13 protein-coding genes are annotated in these 16,672 nt (G+C 59.1%); 3 read left to right on the top strand and 10 right to left on the bottom strand.

Annotation, left to right across the window (positions count from 1 at the left end; all coding sequences use genetic code 11):
* Positions 1–20: 20 nt before the first annotated feature.
* Entirely contained in the window at positions 21–2,741 is a 2,721-nt protein-coding gene (locus LJU29_RS11150) for a nitrate reductase (RefSeq protein WP_057422378.1), read from the top strand.
* 10 nt (positions 2,742–2,751) lie between these two features.
* On the top strand, positions 2,752–3,513 hold the full coding sequence (cobA, locus tag LJU29_RS11145; RefSeq protein ID WP_257112342.1) for a uroporphyrinogen-III C-methyltransferase: 762 nt from the start codon (positions 2,752–2,754) through the stop codon (positions 3,511–3,513).
* Positions 3,514–3,600: 87 nt separating this feature from the next.
* Here cobA and LJU29_RS11140 read toward each other — a convergent pair whose 3' ends face one another.
* The 8 genes from LJU29_RS11140 to ppsA all read right to left on the bottom strand — a co-directional run bounded on the left by LJU29_RS11140 (position 3,601) and on the right by ppsA (position 11,688).
* Positions 3,601–4,635 (bottom strand): OmpA family protein, encoded by a 1,035-nt coding sequence (locus LJU29_RS11140; protein ID WP_002553044.1) that lies wholly within the window; start codon positions 4,633–4,635, stop codon positions 3,601–3,603.
* A gap of 105 nt (positions 4,636–4,740) precedes the next feature.
* Positions 4,741–5,331: an RNA polymerase sigma factor SigX gene (sigX, locus tag LJU29_RS11135; RefSeq protein ID WP_002553043.1), complete on the bottom strand. Its 591-nt coding sequence runs from the start codon at positions 5,329–5,331 to the stop codon at positions 4,741–4,743.
* An 82-nt stretch (positions 5,332–5,413) separates the two neighbouring features.
* A complete protein-coding gene (locus tag LJU29_RS11130) occupies positions 5,414–6,238 on the bottom strand; it encodes a mechanosensitive ion channel family protein (protein ID WP_002553042.1) in 825 nt (274 codons plus the stop codon).
* Positions 6,239–6,240: 2 nt separating this feature from the next.
* Positions 6,241–6,489 (bottom strand): CrfX protein, encoded by a 249-nt coding sequence (locus LJU29_RS11125; protein ID WP_257112339.1) that lies wholly within the window; start codon positions 6,487–6,489, stop codon positions 6,241–6,243.
* An 86-nt stretch (positions 6,490–6,575) separates the two neighbouring features.
* Entirely contained in the window at positions 6,576–7,571 is a 996-nt protein-coding gene (gene cmaX / locus LJU29_RS11120; RefSeq protein ID WP_002553040.1) for a divalent cation transporter CmaX, read from the bottom strand.
* A gap of 11 nt (positions 7,572–7,582) precedes the next feature.
* Positions 7,583–8,071, bottom strand: a complete 489-nt coding sequence (gene rraA, locus LJU29_RS11115) for a ribonuclease E activity regulator RraA (RefSeq protein WP_004659258.1) — start codon at positions 8,069–8,071, stop codon at positions 7,583–7,585.
* An 87-nt stretch (positions 8,072–8,158) separates the two neighbouring features.
* On the bottom strand, positions 8,159–9,151 hold the full coding sequence (locus LJU29_RS11110) for an alpha/beta fold hydrolase (RefSeq protein WP_057454769.1): 993 nt from the start codon (positions 9,149–9,151) through the stop codon (positions 8,159–8,161).
* Positions 9,152–9,312: 161 nt separating this feature from the next.
* Positions 9,313–11,688, bottom strand: coding sequence for a phosphoenolpyruvate synthase (gene ppsA / locus LJU29_RS11105; protein WP_257112338.1), 2,376 nt, complete (start codon positions 11,686–11,688; stop codon positions 9,313–9,315).
* Positions 11,689–11,893: 205 nt separating this feature from the next.
* Between ppsA and ppsR the strand changes: the two genes are divergently transcribed.
* On the top strand, positions 11,894–12,712 hold the full coding sequence (ppsR, locus tag LJU29_RS11100) for a posphoenolpyruvate synthetase regulatory kinase/phosphorylase PpsR (protein ID WP_002553036.1): 819 nt from the start codon (positions 11,894–11,896) through the stop codon (positions 12,710–12,712).
* A gap of 53 nt (positions 12,713–12,765) precedes the next feature.
* Here ppsR and prpF read toward each other — a convergent pair whose 3' ends face one another.
* Both prpF and acnD read right to left on the bottom strand, forming a co-directional pair.
* Positions 12,766–13,947 carry a 2-methylaconitate cis-trans isomerase PrpF gene (gene prpF, locus LJU29_RS11095; RefSeq protein ID WP_257112337.1) on the bottom strand — a complete coding sequence of 394 codons (1,182 nt, stop codon included), beginning with the start codon at positions 13,945–13,947 and terminating at the stop codon, positions 12,766–12,768.
* A 120-nt stretch (positions 13,948–14,067) separates the two neighbouring features.
* Positions 14,068–16,659 carry a Fe/S-dependent 2-methylisocitrate dehydratase AcnD gene (gene acnD / locus LJU29_RS11090; RefSeq protein WP_257112336.1) on the bottom strand — a complete coding sequence of 864 codons (2,592 nt, stop codon included), beginning with the start codon at positions 16,657–16,659 and terminating at the stop codon, positions 14,068–14,070.
* Between the last annotated feature and the right edge of the window lie 13 nt (positions 16,660–16,672).

Raw genomic sequence — 16,672 nt, 5'->3', positions numbered from 1 at the left:
GCGCCAGAGGCCGCCTGCGCATGACCAGCCTCGCCATTCAGACCACTCGGGTGACCGCGTCCACCTGCTGCTATTGCGGCGTTGGCTGCGGCGTGCTGATCGAGCATGACGGGCAGAATATCCTCGGCGTCAGCGGCGACCCGAAGCACCCGGCCAACTTCGGCAAATTGTGCAGCAAAGGTTCAAGCCTGCACCTGACCGGGGACATCGAAGCGCGCGCACTGTATCCGGAACTACGCCTGAGCAAAGGCCTGGCACGCAGCGTCACCGATTGGGACACCGCGCTGGAGCACGCGGCCAACGTCTTCGCCGACAGCATCCGCGAGCACGGACCCGACAGCGTCGCATTCTATATTTCCGGCCAGTTGCTGACCGAGGACTATTACGCGTTCAACAAGCTGGCCCGTGCACTGGTCGGCACCAACAATATCGACAGCAATTCACGGCTATGCATGTCTTCGGCCGTGGCCGGCTACAAGCGCAGCCTGGGCGCCGACGCACCGCCTTGCAGCTATGAAGACATCGAACTGAGCGATTGCGTGATGATCGTCGGCAGCAACATGGCCTACGCGCACCCGATTCTGTTTCGTCGCCTGGAAGAAGCAAAAAGCCGTCGCCCGCAGATGAAACTCATCGTCATCGACCCACGGCGCACCGATACCTGCGAACTGGCGGACCTGCACCTGGCGATTCAGCCTGGCACCGACGTTGCGCTGTTTCACGGCATCCTCCATGTGCTGATCAGTGAAAGCCTGATTGATCCCGAGTTCATTGCCGCACACACACAGGGCTATGAAGCGCTGTCAGTGCTGGTACGAGATTACCCGCCTGAACGCGTAGCAAACCTCTGCGGCATTACCCAGGAACAGCTATACACCTGCGCCAGTTGGGTGGGTGAAGCTCCGGGCTTTCTGTCGCTGTGGTGCATGGGACTGAATCAATCCACTGCGGGAAGCGCAAAAAACAGCGCACTGATCAACCTGCACCTGGCCACCGGGCAGATCGGCCGACCCGGTGCAGGCCCCTTTTCGCTTACCGGCCAACCCAATGCCATGGGCGGACGTGAAACCGGCAGCCTGTCCAACCTGCTGCCCGGCCATCGCGACGCAGCCAATTCCGAACACCGTGCGCAGGTTGCGCACTACTGGGGTGTCGACAGCCTGCCCGCCAAGCCCGGTTTGTCGGCCATCGAACTGTTCGAACAACTGCAGAACGGTACGATCAAGGCATTGTGGATTGCCTGTACCAACCCGGCACAATCACTGCCCGATCAGAACAGAATCCGACAGGCGCTGGAAACCTGCCCGTTTGTGGTACTTCAGGAGGCCTTCAAGACCACCGAAACAGCGCGCTATGCCGACCTGTTGCTGCCTGCCGCCAGTTGGGGCGAGAAAGAAGGCACGGTGACCAACTCGGAGCGGCGCATCTCCAATGTCCGCAAAGCCATTGCGCCCCCCGGCGAAGCGCGCTCCGACTGGGCAATCACTGTGGACTTCGCCCAGCGCCTGCAAAAGCGCCTGCAACCCGATGCACCTGCGCTGTTCGATTTCCACACACCCAAGGCCTTGTTCGATGAGTTCAAAGGCCTGACGGCCGGACGGGATCTGGATATGTCCGGAATCGACCGCCAGCTCATCGACCTCCATGGCCCGCAGCAATGGCCCTTCCCTCGCGGTGCAAGCGTGGGCACGCCACGCCTGTATACCGATGGTATTTTCCCCACTGACTCGGGCCATGCGCAGTTTTTATCCGAGCCTTACATCGCCGCCAAAGAGCTGCGCGATGCTGACTACCCACTGACACTCAACACCGGCAGGCTGCGCGATCAATGGCATGGCATGAGCCGCACCGGCACCGCTGCGCGGCTGTTCGGGCATGTCAGCGAAGCGCTGTTGAGCCTCAACCCTCAAGACATGCAACGTTATGACCTGCAACCTGGCGATCTGGTCAAGCTGATCAGCCGACGCGGCGAGCTGTTGTTGCCCGTCGGCGGCGATGACAGTGTTGCCTGCGGTCAGGCCTTCTTGCCGATGCACTGGGGCGACCGGTTTCTCAAGGGCGGCGTAAACGCTCTGACTCAGCCAGCCTTCGACCCGATCTCGAAACAACCGGAACTCAAGCATTCCGGGGTCAAAATCGAAAAAGCTCATCTGCCCTGGCAGTTTTTCGCGCTTATCGAGGGCAATGTGCAGCAGCAAATGGAAAGGCTGCGTCCCCTGTGCGACGTGTTTACCTACCTGAGCATGGGCCTTGCCGGACGCGAACGTCCTGCATTGATCATACGCGCCGCCAGCGCCGAAGCGCCTGATCCGATGCTGCTGCAGCACATTGACCAGGTACTGGGCCTCGATGAAGGGCCAGTCATGGCTTATGACGACCCCAAACGCTCAATTGGCAAGCGGGTGCGTATCGACAACGGCCGAATTACTGCCATCCGCCTGGCCGGTGAAACGCTTGCCCGACACTGGCTCCAGGCGCTATGGCTGGAAGAACGCATTGATGCTTCGCTGCGGCGCTGGCTGCTTGCCCCGCTCAGTAGCGAGCCTGGCAAAGACTCGACGCAGGCCTTCGACAAGACCTTGTGCAACTGCATGAACGTCAGCCAGAGCGCAGTAAAGGAAGGTATCGAGCGCGGCCTGGACCTGAATCAACTCAAGACACAACTGGGTTGCGGGACCCAATGCGGTTCCTGCGTGCCTGAAATAAAAAGACTGATCAACACCGTGGCGGTTACCCAATGAGGAGTGCAGCATGAGCGCAAAAGTATGGCTGGTGGGTGCCGGTCCCGGTGACCCGGAACTACTGACCCTCAAGGCAGTGCGTGCCTTGCACGAAGCCGACGTGGTGCTGATAGATGATCTGGTCAATACCGCAGTGCTTGAGCACTGCCCGAATGCGCGAGTGATCGCGGTCGGCAAACGCGGCGGTTGCCGTTCAACGCCACAAGCGTTCATCCATCGCCTGATGCTGCGCTATGTACGTCAGGGCAAATGCGTTGTGCGCCTCAAGGGTGGCGATCCGTGCATCTTTGGCCGTGGCGGTGAAGAGGCGCAGTGGTTGCAGGAACGCGGCGTCGCGGTGGAACTGGTCAACGGGATCACGGCGGGGCTCGCCGGCGCAACACAATGCGGCATTTCGCTGACCCTGCGCGGCATAAGCCGTGGCGTGACACTGGTCACTGCCCATACCCAGGACGACAGCAGCCTCAACTGGCAGGCCCTTGCACAAGGCGGAACTACTCTGGTGGTTTACATGGGCGTGGCAAAGCTGGCGGAAATTCGCGAGAGCCTGCTGGCTGGCGGAATGAGTGGCGAAATGCCGGTGGCGATGATCGAGAATGCTTCGCTGCCCTGGCAGCGCGAGTGCCGCAGCACGTTGAACGCAATGCAGCGCGACGCCAGCGCTTTCGAGCTGAAGAGCCCTGCCATTCTGGTGATCGGCGCGGTTGCTGCGTGCAGCAATGAGCTGCTGAATGAAACGCTGACTGATCACGCACAGCTGAGTGCTGGCTGACCGTGCCTCCTGAGTAGCGTCTGCCTGAGCAAATCGCAGGCAAAGAAAAGCCCGGCCTGAGCCGGGCTTTTCAGTACAAGCGGCTAATTACTTAGCTTGAGCTTCTACTTCTGCTTCTACGCGACGGTTAACTGCGCGGCCAGCTTCAGTTGCGTTGTCAGCAACTGGGCGGGATTCGCCGTAACCAACCGAGTTTACGCGGCTAGCGCCAACACCGTACTGGTTAACCAGAACCTGTTTAACGGCGTTTGCACGACGCTCGGACAGTTTTTGGTTGTAAGCGTCAGGACCGACGGAGTCAGTGTGACCTTCAACAGTGGTGGTGGTCTGTGGGTACTGCTGCATGAAGTCAGCGAGGTTCTTGATGTCGCCGTAGCTGTTAGGCTTGACTACGGATTTGTCGAAATCGAACTTCACGTCCAGCTCAACACGAACGACTTCGGCAACTGCTGGGCAGCCATCAGCGTCAACGGTAACGTTGGCTGGGGTGTCCGGGCACTTGTCGACGTTGTCGCATACGCCGTCGTTGTCGCTGTCGGAGCACACTTCAGCTACTGGAGCTGGTGCTGCTTCGACTTTCTTGCTGCCGCCGCCGAAGTTTACGCCGATACCGACGCTAGGCGCCCACTCGGTGTTGCCTTGGTCGATGTTGTACTGAGCTTCAACGCCTGCACGGGCATAGAAGTTGTCAGTGAAGTACAGCTTGGCGCCGCCGCCGATGTTGGCGAAGGTAGAACCGTCACGGCCGTTGCGAGCGTCTTGACCGATGCTTTGGTCAGAGAAACCGGCAGACAGGTAAGGACGCAGCATGTCGCCTGGGTTGTTGAAGTGGTACAGAGCGTCCAGAGCGGTGTTGGCGCCCTTGATGTTCTTGCCACTGTCGCTACGGACGTTGTGGACTTCGTCGTAGCCCAGACGCAGTTCAACATCGTCAGTCAGGAAGTAGCCAACGGAGCCGCCGAACAGGTTGCCGTCGTTTTTGAAGTTACGATCGCTGTCGTAGTATTCTTTCTTGGCGAAGCCTTCGATTTCGACCGCGCCTTGGCCTTGAGCCAGAGCGCCGAACGAAGTTGCGGCAACAATAGTACCAATGGCCAAGCCCAAGGTGTTTTTCAGTTTCATCCGTTAAATCCCCATCTGATGATTATTAAGCAGTCCCACACAGGGGGACAACTCAGCGGCGAGTCTACCAGACCTTGCCAGTTTGTTAGAGATATTTGCACCATATTAAGTTTCGGCGATTCCCGCAAATTTCTCTCGTAATTTATCTAAAGCCCGCTTGTAACGCATTTTCGTTGCGCTCAAGCCCATGTGCATGATGTCAGCAATCTCCTGGAATTCAAGTTCTGCAACAAAACGCAGGACCAGAATCTCCCGATCGATCGGGTTCACATACACAAGCCAGCGATCAAGTCCGCCCCGCTCTTCAGGTTTGGGCGTCTTTTCTTCCGACGCTTCCTCAAGTGGATCCAGACTCAAAGCGTCCATCAAGCGACGCTTACGCCGTTCCTTTCTGTACTGCGTGATGCATTCATTGTAGGTGATGCTGTAAAGCCAGGTCTTAAATTTAGATTTACCTTCAAAATTTTTCAACCCATACAACACCTTAAGCATCACCTCCTGACAGACATCGTCAGCATCGCGATCGTTCCCTAAATAACGTGCGCAGACGTTAAAAAGTGTTCTCTGGTAACGACGCATCAATTCTTCATAAGCCCGCGTCACATTGAATAGCTCAACATGGGCGCGCGCGACCAGCTCCTCATCAGAGAGCTCGCGGGGATCGTAGCGCGTCGAAAACGGTTGAGGTTTATTCAAAACAAATCTTGCCGACAGTCAGGTCAGTGTCCGCCACGGCCTGTATCGGCAACCTGGCGGCATACATTAGCAGGTTAGCCGCTTAACGGCTGCTTACTCTCTGCTCGAGAAGGATGCGGTTGGAAAACGACACCAGCTCCCCCTCGTCTGTCAGCAACGTTGTCTTGACCGTACCGATTTCCTCGATCTGACCTTCCGTATCGCCCACCCGCACCTGCTGGCCCACCTGAAACAGCTCACGAACATAAATTCCGGCGATGATCTGCCCGGCAATCTCCCGACTGCCGAGGCCCAGGGCAAGCGCCACTGTCAGACCAACGGTAATCAAGGCAATCACAATAACGTGGTTCAGCAGGTCGGTCTTGACCTCAAGCTGGCTGATCGCAACCGAAATACTGATGATGATGACCAGGCCTTGAGCTATTCGTCCCAGGCCTGCGGAGTAGTCGATACCTACGCCTTCGGCTGCGCCGCGTACCAGCCCATTGACCAGTTGCGCCAGCAGCACGCCGACCAGCAAGACCAGCGCCGCACCAAATACCTTGGGCAGATACAGCGCCAACATGTCCAGCGTAGCTGAAACCCGCTGCAGCCCCAGCGATTCGGCAGCCGAAACGAGGAAAATCAGTAATACAAACCAATACACGATCTTGCCGATCAGCGTTGAGATCGGCACCTTGACGCCGGCGCGGCCGATGATCTTGGTCAGACCTGTACCGCCGACCAGACGATCCAGGCCCAGTTTGGCCAGCAGTTTGGAAAGCAGCGCGTCGAGCAGTTTGGCCACGACAAAACCCAGCAGCACCACAACAAGCGCGCCGAACAGGTTAGGGATGAAATTTGCGACTTTGGTCCACAATGCAGTCATTGCAGCAAGAAGGCTCTGGGTCCAGAGATTCAATTCCATGCTCAATCAGCCTTATCGATAGAACGGGCACCCGGAATGGTGCGGCGAGAAACAGGAGAGACGTGGGCAGAGCCGTTGTTCACGGCGATCATCAGTGCTCCTGACCAACGGCCCAGCAACCCGAACAACACACCAGCACCGACCTGGCGATTGGCGGTTTTCAGGACGCGTCCCAGACATGCGTCATCATCCCGGCTGGAAGATGAAGAATTGAGCATGTCGCGTAAAGATTCTTCAAACGGATCGTGCATCAGGCACCTCACGTAATGTCAGTCAAAGACGCGACGCGAAAACAACAAGTCACACACGCCCATCAAAAACCCGGCCAAGCCCACGCTTATACCCAGCGCAATCGCTTGAATAGCCACCACTGCCCGACGGCCAGCGCGACAATCAGCGAGCACGCCACCAGAAAGCCGTATGAACTGTCAGAACCGGGTATGCCGCCGACATTGATACCCAGCAAACCGGTGAGAAAACTCATGGGCAGGAAGATACCGGTAATGATCCCGAAACGGTACATGGTGCGGTTCATGTGCTCGCGCAAGCGCCTGTCTTCGGACTCCAGCAGCAGCCCTACCCGCTCGCGGGTCAGCTCGAGTTCTTCCAGATAACGCGTCAGGCTGTTGTTCAGCTCATTCCAGTAATCGGCGTCGTCATGGGCGAACCACGACAGTTTGATCCGCGAGAGCTGGCCATAAATATCGCGCTGCGGCCCGAGAAACCGGCGCAGACCGGCTGCGCGTCGACGAATATGCAGCAGCTTGCCATGCTCGGGACTGTACCGTTCGTCGGCGTCGGTCTTTTCTTCCTCTTCATCGACCGATTCGGTGAGTTCGCCGACCAGATCCTGAACCTTGTCGGTCAGGTATTGCGCCAGGTACAGGATCAGCTCCGAGGCACTCGTGGGGCCTTTACCCTGCCCCAGCATCTCGATCAGTTCCTCAGTGGCCCGCAGAGGACGCAGACGCAGCGAGATCACCCGCTGAGCAGCAGCAAAAATGCGCACCGAGACCATGTCTTCCGGTTCGGCACCGGGGTTGAGGTTCACCCCGCGCAGAAACAGCAGCAACTCTTGCTCCGGCAACGGCAGCAGGCGCGGCCGGGTGTTCTCTTCAAGCAACAGGTCGCAGGCAAATTCGCTCAGACCACTACCGGTACGCAGCCAGGTATGGGTCTGCGGATGACTGCGATCCCAATGCAGCCACAGACTTTCCTGCGGCTGCAGCTCAAGGTCCTGCAACTCGGTTCGAGCGATGAAACGCGCCCCACCTTTACCGTCCAACACAAGGGCATGAACCAGCCCCCACTGCGCGTTTGCTTCATCGAACATGGATATTTCGCTTATTCCGGCATGGTCAGGGGTGAAGGGGAAATGATGACGCCATTGTTGTCGGCATACAGATACTCTCCCGGACGGAAGGTCACGCCACCGAAGGTGACCAACACATTCAGGTCACCGATTCCGCGTTTCTCGGTTTTTTTCGGATGGCTGGCCAACGCCTGAACACCCAGGTCGGTCTGCGCGATGACGTCAACATCGCGGATGCAACCGTAAATCAACATGCCTTCCCAGCCGCTTCTGGCCGCTTTCTCTGCCAGCATGTCACCGAGCAAGGCACAACGCAGCGACCCACCACCGTCGACCACCAACACCTTACCCTTGCCGTCGAGCTCGACCTGCTCCTTGACCAGCGAGTTGTCTTCGAAACATTTAACGGTGACGATCTGGCCGCCAAACGAATCGCGACCGCCAAAATTGCTGAACATCGGCTCCACGACCTGAATCAGGTCCGGATAGGCGTCACACAGATCGGGGGTGATGTAGTGCATAAGGTCAACTCCTGTCTCGCGAATGGTACGGATCGGCCTGATGAATCAGGCGCGACCGGCTGACGCTAACCATAGCGACTTTAACCGCTAACTGCCCACCGCCGCCTGAAACTCTACAACCTGTTCAGGAACAGACTGCCCTTTCAGCCACTCGATGACCCGCGGCCAGACCTGTTGCTGCGCGGCCTTGCTGACCAGCATGCGCACGTGGTCGAAGTCTTCGTCAAAACCGTGCTCGCGCCCCAGGCAAAGAAACTGTTTGTGCTGCGCTGCGCCGATCTGATCAAACAGCGTGCGACAGGCCCACTCCGGGTCCTGATGATCGCCAGCCGCAGCAACGGCCAGCACCGGCACCTGAACCTCCTTCAGCCCGGCCCACCAGTTGTTGTCGCGCTCGCCAAAACGCCCGAACAGCCCGTGCCAGCGCAGGCTTTCCAGCACCAGCCCTATTGGCTCGTCTTCCGGCCCACGCTTGAAACGCGGCCCTGAAACATGTTCGAAGGACCTGAGCAACAGCCGCGCGGACCATTGCAGCGGCGGAATTTTCAGCGGCCAGTACGTGCGGCTGACCTGACTGCCGAATAGCACCACCGACGCTGCAGTGTGCGGCCCCAGGTACTGGCCGCCCAAGGCCGCCGCCAGGGTTGTGCCGCCCAGCGAGTGCCCCATCCAGTGCGGTATCTGACCACTTTGCTCACAGACAAAAGCGGCAATGGCGGGCACGTCGAAACGGGCATAGTCAGCCACACAATTGGCGCGGTAGTTCTGGTTGCGTGCCGACAAACCGTGCCCGCGCATTTCCGGGATCCATACGTCATAACCGGCACGCGCCAGATACGGCCCCAGACCGATACCTTTGGGCGAATACCAGAAGCGCCGGTTGGAAAAACTGCCATGCAGCAGAATTACCGGGATGCCGCGCACGTCGGGCTGATCGACCAGCCCCAGTCGGGTCACCACCAGCTCGACGCTGGGGTCGGGGCTGTTGGCAGGCTTGAGACGGTAGACGTCCTCGACAAGGTCGCCGCGACGCTCGGCGCTGATCAAGGCAACGGGAAAAAGCTGGCTACTGCTTTGCATATCACTCTTTATCTGGCTTGACAGACGGTATGAAACAACGCGCTCCAGGGCTATCGCGGCACGCCATAAAAAAGGCGGCTTCCGAAGAAACCGCCTTTTTCAAACACCTGAACCAAATGACGGTTCAGGCCACCCTCGCGTCACACGAAGGCCGCGTCACCTCAAACAGGTGCCTGCGCCTCGGCGAGGAAGAACCAGGTTTCCAGCACCGAATCAGGGTTGAGCGATACGCTCTCGATCCCTTGATCCATCAGCCAGCGCGCCAGATCCGGATGATCGGAAGGACCCTGTCCGCAGATGCCGATGTACTTGCCCGCCTTGTTGCACGCCTGAATGGCATTGGACAGCAGCTTCTTGACCGCCGGGTTACGCTCGTCGAACAGGTGAGCAATGACGCCGGAGTCGCGATCAAGGCCAAGTGTCAGCTGGGTCAGGTCGTTCGAGCCGATGGAGAAACCATCGAAATACTCGAGGAACTCTTCGGCCAGAATCGCATTGGACGGCAACTCGCACATCATGATGATGCGCAGGCCATTTTCGCCACGTTTCAGGCCATTGGCCGCCAGCAGGTCGATGACCTGACTCGCTTCACCCAGAGTCCGGACGAATGGCACCATGATCTCGACGTTGGTCAGGCCCATCTCTTCGCGCACGCGCTTGAGCGCACGGCACTCCAGCTCGAAACAGTCGCGGAAGTTCTCGCTGATATAGCGCGACGCACCTCGAAAGCCCAGCATCGGGTTTTCTTCTTCAGGCTCGTATAGCTTGCCGCCGATCAGGTTGGCGTACTCGTTGGACTTGAAGTCCGAGAGGCGCACGATGACCTTTTTCGGCGTGAATGCGGCGGCCAGGGTGCTGATACCCTCGACCAGTTTGTCGACGTAGAAACCGACCGGGTCATGGTAACCGGCGATGCGCTTGTCGACGCTTTCCTTGATTTCCGATGGCAGCAGCGAATAGTTGAGCAGCGCCTTGGGATGCACGCCGATCATGCGGTTGATGATGAACTCCAGACGCGCAAGACCAACACCGGCGTTGGGCAACTGGGCGAAATCAAACGCACGATCCGGGTTGCCGACGTTCATCATGATCTTGAACGGCAACTCGGGCATCGCATCGACCGAGTTGGTCTTGATGTCAAAACCCAGTTCGCCTTCAAAGATGTAACCGGTGTCGCCTTCTGCACAGGAAACCGTTACACCCTGGCCATCCTGCAGCGTCTGAGTGGCGTTGCCACAACCGACCACTGCCGGAATGCCCAGCTCGCGCGCGATGATCGCGGCGTGGCAGGTACGACCGCCACGGTTGGTAACAATTGCGCTGGCGCGCTTCATGACCGGTTCCCAGTCCGGGTCGGTCATGTCGGACACCAGCACGTCACCAGGCTGGACCTTGTCCATCTCGGACACGTCCTTGATGATCCGCACCTTGCCCGCGCCGATGCGCTGGCCGATGGCACGACCTTCGACCAGCACCTTGCCGGTCTCCTTGAGCAGGTAACGTTCCATGACGTTGGCCGAGGCGCGGCTTTTCACGGTTTCCGGACGCGCCTGCACGATGTACAGCTTGCCGTCATCACCGTCCTTGGCCCATTCGATATCCATCGGGCACTTGTAGTGCTTCTCGATGATCATTGCCTGCTTGGCCAGTTCCGAGACTTCGGCATCGGTCAGGCAGAAGCGCGCACGATCAGCAGGCTCTACGTCGATCACCTTGACCGAACTACCAGCCTTTGCTTCTTCGCCGTAAATCATCTTGATGGCCTTGCTGCCCAGATTGCGACGCAGAATCGCCGGACGGCCGGCAGCCAGCGTGTCTTTATGCACGTAGAACTCGTCCGGGTTGACCGCGCCCTGCACAACCGTCTCGCCCAGGCCGTAGGCACCGGTAATGAACACCACATCGCGGAAACCGGATTCGGTGTCCAGAGTGAACATCACGCCCGCCGTTCCGGTTTCGGAGCGCACCATACGCTGCACTCCCGCCGACAGCGCGACCAGCTTGTGGTCGAAGCCCTGATGCACGCGATAGGAAATGGCACGGTCATTGAACAGCGAAGCGAAGACTTCCTTGGCAGCGCGGATAACGTTCTCGACACCGCGAATGTTCAGGAAAGTTTCCTGCTGGCCTGCGAACGAGGCATCCGGCAGGTCTTCAGCGGTCGCGGAAGAGCGCACCGCCACTGCCAGGTTCGGATTGCCGGCCGACAGCTCGGCAAATGCAGTACGAATCTGGGCGTTGAGCGTCTCGGGAAACTCGGCTTCCATGATCCACTGGCGAATCTGCGCACCGGTGCGGGCCAGGGCGTTGACGTCATCGACATCGAGCGCGTCCAGCGCAGCATGGATCTGATCGTTCAGACCGCTCAGCTCAAGAAAATCACGGTAAGCCTGGGCCGTAGTCGCGAAGCCGCCGGGCACTGAGACGCCAGCACCTGCGAGGTTGCTGATCATCTCGCCGAGGGACGAGTTTTTGCCCCCCACGTGCTCTACATCATGGACGCCGAGCTTATCGAGGGAAACTACGTACTCTACCAAGGTGATCTCTCCACTAACTGTGTTTGTTGTTGGGAAAAGCTCATTCACCCGAGCCACCGTTATGTGACCTCGGGCGTGTCGGGCCGGGCGCAAGCCCATGCCTTGAAACCGTGCCTTCAAAAAAGATGCACCTGCAGGCCCTCAGAGCCGGCAGGCACGCCTATGATAGCCAGAATTCGTCAACTGCTTAAGGCCTGGGTCAAAAATGAAACGATCTGCTTTCTTCATCTCGGACGGCACCGGTATCACCGCCGAAACCCTGGGCCAGAGCCTGTTGGCACAATTTGAAAACATTACATTCAACAAGTTCACCAGGCCCTATATCGACAGCGTCGAGAAAGCGCGGGCGATGGTACAACAAATCAATAATGCCGCCGACAAGGACGATGTGCGCCCGATCATCTTCGACACTATCGTCAATCAGGACATCCGCGAGATTCTGGCGACGTCCAACGGCTTCATGATTGACATCTTTTCGACCTTCCTTGCCCCGCTGGAGCAGGAGCTTAGTTCACACTCCTCCTATTCGGTGGGCAAATCGCACTCCATCGGGCATAACTCCAACTACATGGAGCGCATCGAGGCAGTCAACTTCGCGCTGGACAACGACGACGGCGCGCGGACGCATTATTACGACAAGGCCGACATCATCCTGGTTGGCGTGTCGCGCTGCGGCAAGACCCCGACCTGCCTGTACATGGCCATGCAATTCGGTATCCGGGCCGCCAACTACCCGCTGACCGAAGATGACATGGAGCGTCTGCAACTGCCTGCGGCACTCAAGGAACACCGCAGCAAACTGTTCGGCCTGACCATCGACCCGGACCGCCTCACCGCAATCCGTCACGAGCGCAAGCCAAACAGCCGCTATTCCAGTTACGCGCAGTGTGAATTCGAAGTGCGCGAGGTAGAGAGCCTGTTCCGCCGCGAGAACATTCCCAACATCAACTCCACGCACTTTTCAGTGGAAGAGATCTCTGCCAAGGTGCTGGTCGAAAAAGGTGTGGAGCGCCGCTTCAAATAACCATTGAAAGTAGCCGCATCAACTGATTTTTGCAGCTGACTGTTTCAGTCGTTTTACTGTGGCACTCGCACCCAGCCCTCCATCAGCACTCTGGCGCTGCGGCTCATGAGGGCTTTGGTGACTTTCCAGTCAGCGCCTTCCTGAACAGCCTGCGCACCGACTCGCAGTGTGCCGGAAGGATGACCGAAGCGCACCGCACTGCGCGCCTGTCCGCCAGCTGCCAGACTGACCAGCGTGCCCGGAATGGCGGCGGCAGTGCCGATGGCAACGGCAGCGGTGCCCATCATCGCGTGATGCAACTTGCCCATCGATACGGCACGCACCAGCAGATCGATATCCTTTGCCGCAACAGGTTTGCCACTCGATGACAGGTAATCGGCAGGCGCTGCTACAAAAGCCACCTTGGGTGTGTGCTGGCGCGTCGCGGCTTCAGCAATGCTACGAATCAGGCCCATGCGCACGGCACCGTGGGCGCGAATGGTTTCCAGACGGGCGAGCGCCTGCGGATCACCATTGATATCGCCCTGCAACTCGGTACCGCTGTAGCCGATATCGGCGGCGTTGACGAAAATTGTCGGGATACCCGCGTTGATCATGGTCGCTTTCAGGGTGCCGATGCCGGGCACTTCAAGGTCGTCTACCAGGTTGCCGGTAGGAAACATCGAGTCACCTGCGCCCTCTTCGTCCGCTGCCGGATCAAGAAACTCCAGCGCCACCTCTGCGGCCGGAAAAGTCACGCCGTCCAGTTCGAAATCGCCGGTTTCCTGCACCTCGCCGTTGCTGACCGGCACATGGGCGATGATGGTCTTGCCAATATTGGCCTGCCAGATACGCACGATGACGACGCCGTTTTGCGGCACACGGCCAGCATCGAGCAGACCACTGGCAATAGCAAACGAGCCGACGGCCGCCGACAGGTTGCCGCAGTTGCCGCTCCAGTCGATGAAAGGCTTGTCGATGGACACCTGACCAAAGAGGTAATCGACATCGTGATCGGCCTTGGTACTACGCGACACAATGACCGTTTTGCTGGTACTCGACGTCGCCCCGCCCATGCCGTCGATCTGCTTTTCATAGGGGTCTGGGCTGCCGATGACTCGCAGCAACAGTGCATCCCTGGCCGGACCGGGCGTTTGCGCGGCTTGTGGCAGATCATTCAGCCTGAAAAATACCCCTTTGCTGGTGCCTCCGCGCATGTACGTGGCGGGGATTCGGATCTGTGGTGGGTGAGCCATGAATTCGTTGTCCTGTTCAAAAAGCGCGCTGAGCGCTCAAAGTCGAACGCAGTGCGTCCAGAACGGCATGCCCACGCGGAGCATGGGCACGATAGTGTTTTTCCGCGCGCTTATCGTTCCTCACGCACCAGTCGTAGCCTCTAGAAAATCCTGGGCAAAGCGCTGCAACACGCCGCCAGCCTCATAGATGGAGAGTTCTTCGGCCGTGTCCAGACGGCACGTTACCGGCACTTCCACACGCTCACCGTTACGGCGCTGGATCACAAGCGTCAAGGTCGCGCGCGGTGTGCGCTGGCCGACCACGTCGAATGTTTCGCTGCCGTCGATGCCCAGAGTCAGGCGGCTGGTGCCCGGTTTGAACTCAAGTGGCAGCACGCCCATGCCCACCAGGTTGGTGCGATGGATACGCTCGAAACCTTCTGCGGCAATGGCTTCAACGCCCGCCAGCCTGACGCCTTTGGCGGCCCAGTCACGGGAAGAACCCTGCCCGTAGTCGGCACCGGCAATGATGATCAACGGTTGCTTGCGGGCCATGTAGGTTTCAATGGCTTCCCACATGCGCGTAACCACGCCCTCGGGTTCGATCCGGGTCAGCGAGCCTTTCCTGACCTTGCCGTCGACCACCGCCATCTCATTGACCAGTTGCGGGTTGGCAAAGGTTGCGCGCTGGGCCGTCAAGTGGTCGCCCCGGTGGGTTGCGTAGGAGTTGAAATCCTCCTCCGGCAGGCCCATTTTCGCCAGATACTCGCCCGCAGCACTGTCCAGCATGATGGCGTTGGACGGTGACAAATGATCGGTGGTGATGTTGTCCGGCAGCACGGCCAGTGCGCGCATGCCCTTGAGCGTGCGCTCCCCGGCCAGCGCGCCTTCCCAATAGGGCGGGCGACGGATGTAAGTGCTCATCGGGCGCCAGTCATACAGCGGCTCGACTTTCGGCCCGGCGTGTTCTTCGATGGCGAACATCGGAATGTAGACCTGACGAAACTGCTCCGGCTTGACCGACGCCTGCACCACGGCATCAATCTCTTCATCGCTCGGCCAGATGTCCTTGAGGCGAATCTCTTTGCCATCGGCCATCCCGAGCACATCGTTTTCGATATCGAACCTGATGGTGCCGGCAATGGCGTAGGCCACCACCAGAGGTGGCGAGGCCAGAAACGCTTGTTTGGCATAAGGGTGAATACGCCCGTCGAAATTGCGATTACCCGACAACACCGCAGTGGCGTACAGATCGCGGTCGATGATTTCCTGCTGGATCATCGGGTCCAGCGCGCCGGACATGCCGTTACAGGTGGTACAGGCAAACGCCACGACGCCAAAGCCCAATTGCTCCAGTTCGGACGTCAGCCCTGCGGCATCCAGATACAAGGCCACGGTTTTCGAGCCGGGTGCCAGCGACGACTTCACCCACGGCTTACGCATCAGCCCCAGGCGGTTGGCGTTGCGGGCCAGCAGGCCTGCCGAAATCACGTTGCGCGGGTTACTGGTGTTGGTGCAGCTGGTAATCGCCGCGATGATCACCGCGCCATCGGGCATCTGCCCCGGCACGTCTTCCCACTGCCCGGCAATACCTCTGGCTGCCAGATCCGCGGTGGCGACCCGCGCATGGGGGTTGGACGGCCCGGCCATGTTGCGCACCACGCTGGACAGGTCGAAGCTCAGCACGCGCTCGTACTCGACCTCCTTCAGGCTGTCCGACCACAAGCCGGTGTGCCGGGCATACAACTCGACGAGCTTGACCTGTTCGTCCTCACGCCCTGTCAGGCGCAGATAATCGATGGTTTGCGAATCAATGGAAAACATTGCCGCTGTCGCGCCGTATTCCGGTGCCATGTTGGAAATCGTCGCCCGGTCACCGAGGGTCAGGCTCGACGCACCCGCGCCATAGAACTCCAGATACGCGCCAACCACCTTCTGCTGACGCAGGTATTCGGTCAGAGCCAGCACCACATCGGTGGCGGTAATACCCGGCTGACGGCGTCCAGTCAGTTCGACACCGATGATGTCCGGCAGGCGCATCCACGAGGCGCGCCCCAGCATGACGTTTTCGGCCTCGAGGCCGCCAACGCCGATGGCAATCACGCCCAGCGCGTCGACATGTGGCGTGTGGCTGTCTGTTCCCACCAGCGTGTCGGGAAAGGCTACGCCGTCGAGCACCTGCACCACCGGCGACATTTTCTCCAGGTTGATCTGGTGCATGATGCCGTTGCCCGGCGGGATCACTTCGACGTTCTTGAACGCCTGTTTGGTCCAGTCAATGAAGTGAAAGCGGTCTTCGTTGCGACGGTCTTCGATGGCGCGGTTCTTTGCGAACGCCTGCGGGTCATTACCGTCGGATTCCACTGCCAGCGAATGGTCGACAATAAGCTGCACCGGCACCACCGGGTTTACCTGCGCAGGATCACCGCCCTGCGAGGCGATTGCATCGCGCAGGCCGGCAAGATCGACCAGTGCGGTCTGCCCCAGAATGTCGTGGCAGACCACCCGCGCAGGGAACCACGGAAAGTCCAGATCACGCTTGCGCTCGATGAGCTGGGTCAAAGAAGCACTCAAGGTCGCAGGATCACAGCGGCGCACCAGGTTCTCGGCCAGCACGCGCGAGGTATAGGGCAGCGTGGCATAAGCGCCGGGCTTGAGCGCCTCGACCGCTGCGCGCGCATCGAAATAGTCCAGTCGGGTGCCAGGAAGCGTTTTGCGGAATTCACTGTTCATTGCGGGACTCGAT

The organism is Pseudomonas ficuserectae (assembly GCF_024584585.1).
Taxonomy (GTDB): Bacteria; Pseudomonadota; Gammaproteobacteria; order Pseudomonadales; family Pseudomonadaceae; genus Aquipseudomonas; species Aquipseudomonas amygdali.
This window is presented reverse-complemented; position numbering and strand designations above follow the sequence as displayed.